Genomic DNA, 11,321 nt, shown 5'->3' with positions numbered 1-11,321 from the left:
CAATCCGACTTCAGAGAAGTAAGTTTTAACTTAACCGGGACTTTCGAGTCTCCTAAAATATCCGATTTTCATGTCTCCCAACCGGAAGGGATGGGAGAAGAGACTTTAGAAAAAGTAACACCCGATCAAGAACAAATGCCGACAGATAAACAAGAAAGCCCTGAAGATGTGATCAAAAAGACCATTCTGGAAAAGATATTCAAGAATTAACCTAACAACCAAACAGAAGATTGTGACACGATAAGGGCCATCATCCGGTTACGTTTAAAGTGATGGCCCTTATTTCCTTGACAGCGGAAATTTACGCTAAAAGGTTGAGGAGGGATAGTTGTCTTTTGTCTCGCTTTGTGCAACCTCCATTTTGGTTGCAACCCTCTGGTTAGCCACTTCAAGCAATACCTTAGCTGACAGAAGGAGCGCTTCCATGTCTTCCGCAACTTCTACGCCTTCAAGCACATCGCTCAAGCTTGCCAACAAAATGTCCATGTCCTTGACAATTCCCTGGAGATCCTTAAAAGGCCTTTCGGCAAGGGCCTCAATCTTTCTTTCTACGGTCGGCCGCCCGCGATCAAGAAGCATTTCATAGCCCTTTTGAGGAACGAGGGCCTCGAACCCAATTTTTTTTAGCTCTCTAGCTAAAAAGTTTGAGGCCTTTCTTTCGCCATGGGTGACGAGAAATACCGGGTTTGTTTTAAAGTTCGAAGCCCAGGCAAGAAGGTCATCTTGTCCGCCATGAGCGGAAAAGCCTCCAATAGTATGTGCTTTGCATTTGACAGCCACTTCTTCACCTGCAACTTTGACAAACCTTGCTCCATCTATTATTCTACGGCCCAATGTACCTTCAGCCTGATAGCCCACAAATATAAGATGGCTTCGAGGATTCCACAGATTATGTTTTAAGTGATGAACAATCCTTCCACCATTTGCCATGCCGCTTCCGGCTAATACTATGGCAAAGGAAACGTCATTGATCTTCTTGGATTCTTGTGGTGTTATGACCTCTTTTAATCCCCTCGGGCTAAAGGGATCTAAATTTTTTAGGAGTCTGTCTTGAACCTCAGAGGAGAGTAGGGAAGAATACTTCCTGTATACTCTGGTCGTCTTTACACCCATCGGAGAGTCAAAATATATGGGAATATCACCGCTTAATATGCCTTTTTCTTGAAGTAATGTCAACTCGTATAGCAATCTTTGTACCCTGTCAACTACAAAGGTGGGAATCAAGATCTTCGAGCGATCCCTCAAGGATTCCTCAATTATGGAGGCAAATTCATTCCTCGTATCATCGAGACTTTTATGGTTTCGATCTCCGTAGGTGGACTCTATTATTACATAGTCCGCGTCATTGATGACAGCAGGGTTTCTATCCAAAACCGTGATCTGCTGTCCTAAGTCACCGGAAAAAACCAACTTCACGCTTTCTTTGCCAATCCAAACTTCAATGATGGAGCTTCCTAAAATGTGACCTGCATCTCGAAAGCGCACTTTAATTTCGGGCACAATCTCAAATATATCGTCGTAAGAAAGTGGAGCAAAAAACTCTAAAGCTTTATCTACCTCTTCTTCGGTGAAAAGAGGCGAAACTGGGGGAAGGCCCTTTCTTTTATTCTTTCTCGTTTTCCATTCGGCTTCCTCCTGCATCAAACGGGCAGAATCTCTCCACAAAATTTCGCACAACTCAAGCGTCGGCGTGGTTGCATAAATTTTCCCCCGAAACCCTCTTTTAACGAGCAGCGGAATGCGTCCAGAATGGTCTAAGTGGGCATGGGTTAACAATGCAGCATCAATTGTACTTGCATCAAAGGGGAAGGGTTCGCTGTTTTTCTTGTCCTCGTCCTGTCCCTGAAAAATTCCGCAGTCTATAAGAATTCTTCTTCCGTCGTGCTCCAATAAATATAACGACCCGGTTACTTCTTCAGCAGCACCATAAATCCCAAGACGCACGAAAAACACTCCTTTCCAAAGAGTTAGGCAAATGGATTGCGGTACCTTTCCAAGGAGACGACCTCATCGAAGGGCTTGCGGGGTCGAGGTTGCGGATCTTCCAGAGGATACCCCAACGTCACCAGGGTTAAAATCATCATATCTTGAGGAAGTCCCAAATCGCTACAAGTTTTCTTGTAGAGATCCATATTGACGGCAGTAATTTCATTCGCAAAAGCTCCAACGATGCAACTTCCCACTCCTTCGTGTTTAGCTTGCAGAATCATAAAGGCTATCGCCAAAGACAGCTGCTCATACAATCTAGCAACCAAGACATCTTTACCCCTTAAAAGGGGATTATAGGCCGGATCATTAAGCGATTCCTTTGCCTTTTCTTCGTTGAAACTTCGTCCTAAAGCTTGCGATAAGGAACGCATCTGTTTCAACCTTCGCTCCTCGGACCAAGCCGACATATCGCCGCAGCAAACTACAACGCTATCGGCGGTCTCAACGAAGGGTTGGCCCACAGCCAATTGGCGCAACTGCGACTTCATTGCCCTTTCCCTGACTACTATAAAATGCCAGGGCTGAACATTGGCCCAGCTGGGGGCTCGCCTTGCCGCCTCCAGAATTCTTTTTATGACGTCGTTTGGAATAGGACGAGTGTCATACCTTCTAATACTCGTCCAGCCTGCTATCTCGGGAAGCAATCCATTCATCGCCCTATCATCTCCTCGTTTAAACTTAGCCATCGTTTAAAGTATAACATACAACTATCTTACGTCCGCGAAATCTTTGATGAAAATACTAAAGGGGTAAAGTTAAAGCCCTTAGGTTAAAGCAGTCACAAGCCAAATTTCTGCACTATTTCTTCATACTTTAAAGGCCCGATATGAATCTCTTTTACCTCGAGATTCTCATCTAAAAAGTAGCTTGTCGGTATATAACGTACAAGATAAAGTTGTGCTGCTAAACCGCGAGAGTCCAGATAAACAGGGAAGGACAGATCCTTGTCTTCTACAAACCTCTTAATGTAATCTACGGATTTTTCAGAAGCGGTTAAATTTACGGCAACCAGATGTACTTCTCGCGCATGTTCTTTGAAAAAACGCTCATACTCAGGCAGCTCGGCCAAGCAGGGAGGACACCAAGTTGCCCAAAAATTGAGTAATACAGGCTTTCCCTTGAAATCGGAGAGCTTAAAGGTATTGCCTTTTAAATCAACCACCTCAAAATCAGGCGCTATTTTTCCTTTTTGAGCATTCGCTAGAGCCACCACATTGGGAAAAAGGACCAAAGAAATGATTAATGCCAGTGGCACAAAAGAAACCCATCGATTTATTTTCATAACATATCACCTCACGATTATGATTCTCTAATTACAAAAGGGGCGTCCATAGGTATGTAAACCTTGAAAAGAAATCGAAAAACATCAAGATCCCAACTGCGACTAGAATCACACCCGCCACTTTTTTAATATGTATTATCTTGGTTGTATGTTTCTTTATTAAGCTTTCAAATATATCCACGAACAACGCAACGGCCAAAAACGGCAATCCAAGCCCCATGGAGTATGCGAGTAAAAGCAGTACGCCTTCCTTAACGGTCTCACTAGCGCTTGCCATGACCAATATCGAAGCCAATATGGGGCCAACGCAAGGCGTCCAACTGGCAGAGAAGGCTATTCCCATAAGGAAAGCCCTCACCCAAGAGGTTTTGACCGCCTTTATCCTGAAATGTCGCTGGCGCTCGAGAAAAACTAGATCAAATAGACCCATCATATAAAGCCCAAGAAATATAACTATCACGGCTCCCAACCTTTTGACCAAGATTTGATTCTTTATCAGTTGTTTGCCGAAAGCAGTGGCGGAGGCGCCAAAAAGTACAAAGATAACGGAAAAACCGGCGACGAAAAGCAAGGCGTGCAAAAAGGCCTTAAGGTTAGTTGAATTATCCTTTCTATCTGACGTTGCTGCAGTATCTCCGGCCAGATAGGCGATATAAACCGGGACCATGGGCAAAAGACAGGGCGAAAGAAAGGACAATAAACCTGCAATAAAAGCAATCGTAAAGGTAATTTCTGGCATCATCTCAACCCCCCTTTATACCTATACCTGGATATGTATATCCTACAACACCCAAGCACTTTTGTCATCACCCAAGGACGCTAAAAAATAGGGGAACACTGGAGAGGTTCGCTTGCAATGACACATCTACATAAGCTATGGGGTTCACTGATCGCCTTTGTCATCCATTAAATCGTTGAACTCAATTTTTTCTTTCTGTAGGTCACCGTGACGAGAGACCTTGACGCGCACGAAACCATCACCATAAGGAATCGCTTCAACGGCCCTTTCCATCTTTGCCCTCGAAACGGGCCAATACCTTACACCAATGGTGGTGGTATGTTCGAACAAAGCCTTTATTGCCATATCTAATTCTTTTAAATCTACCAAAAGTCTTAAGACAAAGACGGGCCTGTTTTTCTTGCCCAAGCCTTGAAGGAGGTGAACTTCCTTCGATGTTTCTTGCAGCTTGGAAATGGCATACCCAATTTCCTCGCCCGTTATATCGTCCAAGGTAGTCTCAATCAAAATCGTTTCTTCTACGCTTTCCTCACTGACAACTGTCGCCCTGAGCACGTTTGACACTTCAAGGTTTTTGCTGCCGGCACCATATCCAACCTTTAAAGGCACAATCGAAGGAAGGGCCTTACAAAAGACGGCCGAGACGGCAAGAAGCGCGACTCCGGTTGGCGTGGCCAACTCTTCTTCGACTTTGCTTCCGACGATGGGAATGCCCTTACTGCAAGCCATAGCAGTTACTGCAGGTACGGGCACAGGGAGCAACCCGTGACAAGTGTTTACAACTCCGCTTCCTACGCAAATGGGGGTGGAAAGGATTTCTTTTTCGCCCAAGCTTTCAAGGAGCATGAAATAGCCCAAACAGTCCAAGATGGTGTCAAAACTGCCAGTTTCATGCAGGTGAACTTCTTTTGCGTTTTCTCCGTGAACATTTGCCTCGGCTTCAAGCAAACAAAGAATCGCTTCTTTTGCCTTTTGCTGTGCCCAGCTTGAAGCACTTACGGCTTCTGAGGCATGATCTAAAATTTCAAACATCTCGTGTCCGTGTCTCGTGCGAGCCTGTTCATCAAGAATAATTTCGATCCTGGTAGCAGATATTCCTTTCTTTTTTAACTTCTCTTTTTTTATCTCAAGGCCCGAAAGGCCCTTCACATTTTTTACGGAAACAAAACGTTCAAGCAGGGAAAAATCAGCGCCAAGGTCCACGAGTGCGCCCAAAAGCATATCCCCGCTTACTCCTGACAAGTGAGGTTCAAATATTATCACGCTTCACGCCTCCCCTTTAAAATGTAATCCATCTTACCGCTTTTATGACCCTCTAAATCGACGGCCACCACTAGAAAGCCCAACTCGAAGAGGGCGCTTTTGACATCGTCTTTTATGGCCCATACTTTTTCTACGTCATTTGGCGATACCTCCACAACAGCAACACTGCGTTGGTAGCTTCTGACCCTTACATTTCTAAAGCCAAGAGAAATCAAATATTCTTCAGCCTTGGCAACTCGAGTTAGATCTTCTTCGTTTAAGGTCGTACCGTAGGGGAATCTGGTAGCAAGGCAGGGCGAAGAAGGTTTGTCCCAAAAAGAAAGGCCGAACTCGCGTGCCAACTTTCTTATCTCTTCTTTTTTAAAACCCATCTCCCTAAGGGGATGAAGCACCCTGTCTTCTTTCGCTGCCTCAAGGCCGGGCCTGTATTCGCTAAAGTCCGAATCTGTCGCGCCATCCATTATGACAAAGTTTTTTGAGACAAAGCAGCTATCCATCCATTTTTTAACCAAATTATCCCTGTGCTTCCTGCAAAAATAGCATCGCCTGTGATGGTTGTGTCTTACTTCACTTACGCTCAAATCATCCGAATCGATTACGAAATGTTTAATCCCGAAGTCTTTCGCCACTAGCGCTGCATCTTCTACCTCCTTCTTGGGCATAAGGGGAGAAGAAAATGTGACGGCTACGACGTTGCTTTTAGCTTTAAAGCATGCGTACGTCAAAAATGAGCTATCCAGCCCACCCGACAGCAGGACAACAATATCTCGATGGCTGCCTATATAATCTAACAACGAAGTCCATTTTGACACCTTTCGTCCCTCTTTTCTGTTGCGAAGTAACCTTGAAATTTATTATACATTTTCATCATATAATGAAGGTAGCAATATGAACAAGGTATAAGGCATATCAATGCGCACCATAATTGGCCTATAATTAAATGACGTCGAAAGAGACGGTTTTTTAGTAACCTATTAAGCAAAAATACGCTTTTCGCCGCCGAAATTAAAAATTAGTGTTAAGGACAAAGTTCGCTAATGAAACTTGCAATTCCCCTTGTGGGCATGTAAGAATTTTTTGTCAAAGGACTGCTTCAATGTTGAAAATAAATTTGAGCAAAAAGGGCGTCAAAGTTTTTGTAATCCTTGCTCTTGTTTTAATATTATTTTCCTTTTTAGCCATTGAAATGCTATGGAAAAACAAGGGCAATCTGGGGGCAGATTTTGTCGCCCAAAAATTTAGACATGCCGTTAAAAGCAATATAGGTGTGGATGTCATTTTTTCGTCCATTTCAGGCAATCCCTTGGTTGGCTACGTTGGCAAAGACGTTAAACTAGACATCGATGGCAATATAACAAACCTCGCCAAGTCCATTAATATCAAGCCCTCGCTTAGATCACTGTTAGCGGGAAAACCGAGGGTTACAAGCATTGAGATAAACTCCGCTAGAATCGCAAGCGAAGATGCTTTAAAGCTTTTCAACCTCCCCTTGACTGACAAAGAGCCGAAACAATCCATATCGATCGAGAATATAAGTTTCTATGACACGGAAATATTGGGCAAAAGAAGAATTTACATCGAGAGGGCTCATCTCAAGCCTGAAGACAATCTAATGGAATTTGACGTTCACGGCGCGATTAACTTACTTAAATTTCAGGCCAAAGGACGCCTTTCTGCTTCCAATGGTAGGGTTTCTCTGGAAGATTGTTTAATCAAAACCAATGAAGGAAACGGAGTCTTAGAAGGAGAAATAACGCCCCTCTTTAGCTTAAGGGGTGAGCTTCATAACATAAGTACTGATGAAATAGCGGCAATGTTTCCCGGATTCACATCGACAAAACCGAAAGGCACCATTTCGGGTTCAATAGGCTTCACCATGGACGAAAAAAGATCGCTCAAGATCGATGGACAATTTTACCTGCCCTCGGGCGAGATAGTGGGCATTCCGCTAAATGACACTTCCTTTACCCTTCTTTTCAGCAATGGAGTGCTTGATTTTAAAGTACTGCAAAATAAATCCTTTGAATCAGAGGTTACGGGATCGGTAATGGTCTTTTTTAACCCCTTAAGGTTGAAATTGGAGCTAAAATCAAAGGTAGCATCGATCGAGGCGTGGAAAAATCGATTTGATTGGCTTTCCCCCCTGAGCGGAACTGCCGAAAATATTGCTTTGTCCTTGGAAGGACCCCCAAAATATTTATCGGGAAGGGTGAAATTCGGATCACCCGAGCTGAAGATTATGAACCTAGCTTTAACAAATGCCGATATGACCGCAGAAGTGTCCGGCAGTCAAATTTGCTTCAACGGCAAGGGTTTCTGGAAGGACATACTGCTTGAGCTTCAAGGAGCAACTTCACACGACGGTTCGCCAATGCTTGACGCTACTATCACTGCCAGATCTGTGGACGCAAAAAAATTAAAAAATTGTTTTAAAGACAACGGGGAACTCGAAGTGGAAGGCAATTGTGATATCTTTTTAAGCGTGCACGGCAAGGCCGGTAGCTTCGCCTTTGAGGGTATTGCGCAAGCCGATCAACTTAAAGCGGGGTATTTGAACTTAAAGGATTTAAAGGCCGAGTTTGCATTGCAAAAGGGAAATTTAAACATCGCAACTTTGCACGCAAAACTTAACAGCGCTGATCTTAATGGCAAAGGGATCGTGTCAGATATTTTTTCCTCAAATCCAACCTTTGGCATATCTGGAGTCATTAGAAACCTCGAGTTGGGCGAGATATTCGATTCAACAAATACAAAAATTTCCGGTGAGTCCGAAATAGAATGGAAGATTACGCGAAGCGGCGCAGATACTTCTTTAACTGCTCATATCAATGCACCGTTGCTTTGCTTTGACGATTTACTATCGCTCACTGATATGTCAGTTGCGGTAAAATCTGTTAAAAATGGGTTATTTCTTTCCGGTGAAAGTCTTTGTTCAGAGGGCAGGATTGATTTTGAGGGCAACATAACATTTGCAAACAATTCTCCTCTGATGGATATTTCTGGCAAGATGACAAACATAAAACTCGAGTCACCGGACTTTGCACTAGATGGAACAATTAGGGGCGATTTTCAGATAACGGGACATCCCGGCAAATTGACGTTATCTTCAGAAGTAATTAGCGATGACATCACTATGCGAAACATACCCTTAAAAAACTTCATAGCCAATGTGGAAGTGCGCGATTCTTTTGCAGAGGTAAGGACTTTGTCCTTCGATTTATGGGAAGGGATCGTCATGTTAAAGGGAACTGCGCAAAAAGATGCATTAGATCTTAACGGACAGTTCAATGCCATCAATTTGTCACATCTTCCGCTACCCCCTAAGTGGTTTCCGCAGGGTCTGGCGGGCGGCATGTTAGAAATAAGGGGAAATATTGCTTCGCCTCAAATCACGGTCGACGGCATCATGAAAGAAGCAGCTATCGGCGGTCTTTCATTTGATAAAATTAACTTTTTGGCAAAAAGCGATATGACAAACTTCAAGGTTGACTATTTCGAAGCATGTAGCGAGGAAGGAGTTTTAAAGGGCGAACTTGAAGGCACTTTTAAGCCAAGGCCTTCCCTTAAATTTGACCTTCATGGAAAGAAATTGCCCACAAGCATGCTAGCACATCTTTTTTCGCCAAACCTCAAAAACGCACTGCAGGGATTGGTGCAAGTTAATCTTAAGGGCGAATATAAAGACACATTAACGGTACGCGGCAACATTGACGCTGATGAACTGTTGTTTTTCGGCTTGAAGATCCAAAAGGCAAGCATCCCCATCCAATTTACTGGTGATGCATACCAGATTGGCGATTTAAGGGCTAAGATTTCTGGGGGCACATTGCAAATGCACCTGACTGCTAAAAGAAACCGACCTCTACAATGGAAAACTATGATTTCCCTCGAAGACGTACCTCTGGAATTTCTCCTTCAAGACTTTTTAAAAGAGGCTTACTCGGTTTGTGGCTCTGCAAACCTTTACTTAGACTTAAAGGGCGAGGGGGCGCGTTTGGTGAACATGTCAGGATTGGGCAAGCTCGAAATTACCGATGGTCAGATTCTTGCATTTCAAAAGCCGGCTAAAACTTTAGAAGAACTCGGCATTGAAGGTTTTAAGTTTCATCGGGCTTTATTAAACTTTAATATAAATGGGCCTTCCGTTTACATCTTGCCTGGAAGCATGATCACTTCTCATCCTGACGATTCACTATATCGTTATATCTCTTTCGACGGAGTCATAGCTTCAGATGGCAAAATTGACCTTTTTTGTTTAGGGAACGTCAACGCTAAGGCTTTAAATGCCTTGACAAAAGCCTTAAAAGAGGTAGCAGCGCTTGAAAATCCGACGGAACAGGAAATTGCGCAAAATTTGCTCAAAGGCCTTATTGGAGGGTTTTCAGTCAAAGATTTCAAGGATGTCTCTTTGCGCATCAAAGGCACATGGCCTTCGGTAACGCTTTCCAAATTAAGCGTCGGCGAACCTTCATTGGGCAAAGACACCACTTCCCACAGATTAAATGGTGATGAAGACGAGTGGAACGTTAACTTGTTTTTTGCCTTTCCCACCGGTGACGGGAGCTCGCCCGATTACGATTTTGGCGATCAATTTATATCACAGCTATTACAGGGCCTTTTAGATCAACTTTTCAGCCCTGCGTCTCATGATAATGAGAAAAAGGGAACCTTCTCTACAGTCAACGAGTTCAACGGCAGCCATTAAAGCCTATCAAAAACACAAAAGCACATGGATGAAGCATGTGACGCTTCAGTCTAATTGACGAAGGATCGACCATCGACTAAAGCTAAATGCCTATTTAAGCCTTTTAAGATTGGTTGTTTAGTAGAACATTTAACAAAACATCGTGGTCGATGTTGCCTCCCGATATAACCACTCCTACATTTCGCCCCAAAGCCGAAATGCGACCCGATAGCAAAGCCGCTACGCCTACAGCACCTGCCCCTTCTACTACTTGATGGTGTTTTTGATGGAGGAAGGCGATCGCCTTGGCTATTTCTTCTTCCGTGACCGCTATAAAATCATCAACGCATGTTCTAGCCAGGTCCAGCAGAGACTGTGGTATCGTGCCTGTAAGACCGTCTGCCAACGTCTCGGAATAACAGACATTCACCACCCTGCCGGACTGCCATGACACCACCCATGGCATTGAGGCAACTGATTGAACCCCAATGATCTTTATGCCAGGCGATAATGCCTTCGCAGCGATGGCAATGCCCGTTATCAAACCTCCGCCCCCGGCCGGAACCACGATCATATCAAGATCCGGTTCATCAAGCAACATCTCCAATCCAACAGTACCAGCGCCGCTCACTATGTAGTGATCTTCGTAGGGAGACACATAAGTCAAGCCTTCCTTATTTGCGAGATCCATGGCTGCTAGTTCAGCATCATCGTAGAGATGCCCAACGACTCGTAAGTCGACCGCATCGCCGCCCAATCGCTTTATAGCCTTCTGCTTGGTAGCGGGACATACGCCTGGAACGAAAATTACAGCCTTGACATTGAGCATCTTTGCGGCAACCGCCACGCCTTGTGCGTGATTACCGCTTGAAGCCGTAACAACCCCCCGCTTACGCTCTTCCTCTGACATGTGAAATATCTTGTTCAAAGCCCCCCTAATCTTGAAAGAACCGCAGAATTGTAAATTTTCCCATTTCAAGTAAACATTCCCTCCGGTGACTTCGCTCAAATCAAGGGACATTTCCACAGGCGTATGTCTTACCTTTCCATTTAAAAAGCTGGCTGCCAATAAGACATCTTTAACTTTAGGCCATATCATTTATTAATTTCTCCCCTTTTTCGCAAACTTTATTAAGACTTTTTTCACCAGTTCATGTTAACATTATAATGGTTCTTAACCCATATCAAAATCATAAAAAACAGAGGTCCAATGCTTAGACACAATGCGGGGGATCCCTTTAACTTTCAAGTGCTGATAACAGCATTTAGAGACCATCTAAAAGGTTCATAAGATTTGTTTTCTGTGTCTTTAGCGTGGTTGCAGAGACGAGTTTGTTTGCATTCAAACAAAAACTTTATCGTGT

9 protein-coding genes are annotated in these 11,321 nt (G+C 43.9%); 2 read left to right on the top strand and 7 right to left on the bottom strand.

Annotated elements, in window-relative coordinates; all coding sequences use genetic code 11:
- A partial coding sequence (locus tag Q7P41_RS12635; RefSeq protein WP_303884749.1) for a hypothetical protein occupies positions 1 to 210 on the top strand: 210 nt, incomplete at its 5' end.
- Between the two features lie 96 nt (positions 211 to 306).
- On the opposite strand, the gene Q7P41_RS12630 is transcribed toward Q7P41_RS12635, so the two are convergent.
- The 6 genes from Q7P41_RS12630 to larE form a co-directional block, all read right to left on the bottom strand.
- Entirely contained in the window at positions 307 to 1,944 is a 1,638-nt protein-coding gene (locus tag Q7P41_RS12630) for an MBL fold metallo-hydrolase RNA specificity domain-containing protein (protein ID WP_303884748.1), read from the bottom strand.
- Between the two features lie 23 nt (positions 1,945 to 1,967).
- Entirely contained in the window at positions 1,968 to 2,642 is a 675-nt protein-coding gene (locus Q7P41_RS12625) for a nitroreductase family protein (RefSeq protein WP_303884745.1), read from the bottom strand.
- Between the two features lie 125 nt (positions 2,643 to 2,767).
- Positions 2,768 to 3,271, bottom strand: a complete 504-nt coding sequence (locus Q7P41_RS12620; RefSeq protein WP_303884743.1) for a TlpA disulfide reductase family protein — start codon at positions 3,269 to 3,271, stop codon at positions 2,768 to 2,770.
- A 31-nt stretch (positions 3,272 to 3,302) separates the two neighbouring features.
- Positions 3,303 to 4,013, bottom strand: a complete 711-nt coding sequence (locus tag Q7P41_RS12615; RefSeq protein ID WP_303884741.1) for a cytochrome c biogenesis CcdA family protein — start codon at positions 4,011 to 4,013, stop codon at positions 3,303 to 3,305.
- Between the two features lie 141 nt (positions 4,014 to 4,154).
- Positions 4,155 to 5,273 (bottom strand): nickel pincer cofactor biosynthesis protein LarC, encoded by a 1,119-nt coding sequence (gene larC, locus Q7P41_RS12610; protein ID WP_303884740.1) that lies wholly within the window; start codon positions 5,271 to 5,273, stop codon positions 4,155 to 4,157.
- The gene (gene larE / locus Q7P41_RS12605) at positions 5,270 to 6,085 is read right to left on the bottom strand and encodes an ATP-dependent sacrificial sulfur transferase LarE (protein WP_303884737.1); all 816 of its coding nucleotides are present in this window, start codon (positions 6,083 to 6,085) and stop codon (positions 5,270 to 5,272) included. Before larE ends, larC begins: the two co-directional genes overlap by 4 nt.
- 284 nt (positions 6,086 to 6,369) lie before the next feature.
- Between larE and Q7P41_RS12600 the strand changes: the two genes are divergently transcribed.
- On the top strand, positions 6,370 to 9,978 hold the full coding sequence (locus tag Q7P41_RS12600; RefSeq protein WP_303884735.1) for a hypothetical protein: 3,609 nt from the start codon (positions 6,370 to 6,372) through the stop codon (positions 9,976 to 9,978).
- A gap of 103 nt (positions 9,979 to 10,081) precedes the next feature.
- On the opposite strand, the gene Q7P41_RS12595 is transcribed toward Q7P41_RS12600, so the two are convergent.
- Positions 10,082 to 11,056 carry a threonine/serine dehydratase gene (locus Q7P41_RS12595; protein WP_303884733.1) on the bottom strand — a complete coding sequence of 325 codons (975 nt, stop codon included), beginning with the start codon at positions 11,054 to 11,056 and terminating at the stop codon, positions 10,082 to 10,084.
- Positions 11,057 to 11,321: the final 265 nt, after the last annotated feature.

The organism is Acetomicrobium mobile, from assembly GCF_937920065.1.
The sequence above is the reverse complement of the archived record's forward strand: the minus strand, read 5'-3'. Positions and strand labels throughout refer to the sequence as shown.

Bases quoted from the DNA above. Each gene is read 5' to 3' on its own strand.
- Q7P41_RS12625 (WP_303884745.1), bottom strand. From the start codon at position 2,642: ATGAATGGATTGCTTCCCGAGATAGCAGGCTGGACGAGTATTAGAAGG.
- Q7P41_RS12620 (WP_303884743.1), bottom strand. From the start codon at position 3,271: ATGAAAATAAATCGATGGGTTTCTTTTGTGCCACTGGCATTAATCATT.
- Q7P41_RS12615 (WP_303884741.1), bottom strand. From the start codon at position 4,013: ATGATGCCAGAAATTACCTTTACGATTGCTTTTATTGCAGGTTTATTG.
- Q7P41_RS12600 (WP_303884735.1), top strand. From the start codon at position 6,370: ATGTTGAAAATAAATTTGAGCAAAAAGGGCGTCAAAGTTTTTGTAATC.
- Q7P41_RS12595 (WP_303884733.1), bottom strand. From the start codon at position 11,056: ATGATATGGCCTAAAGTTAAAGATGTCTTATTGGCAGCCAGCTTTTTA.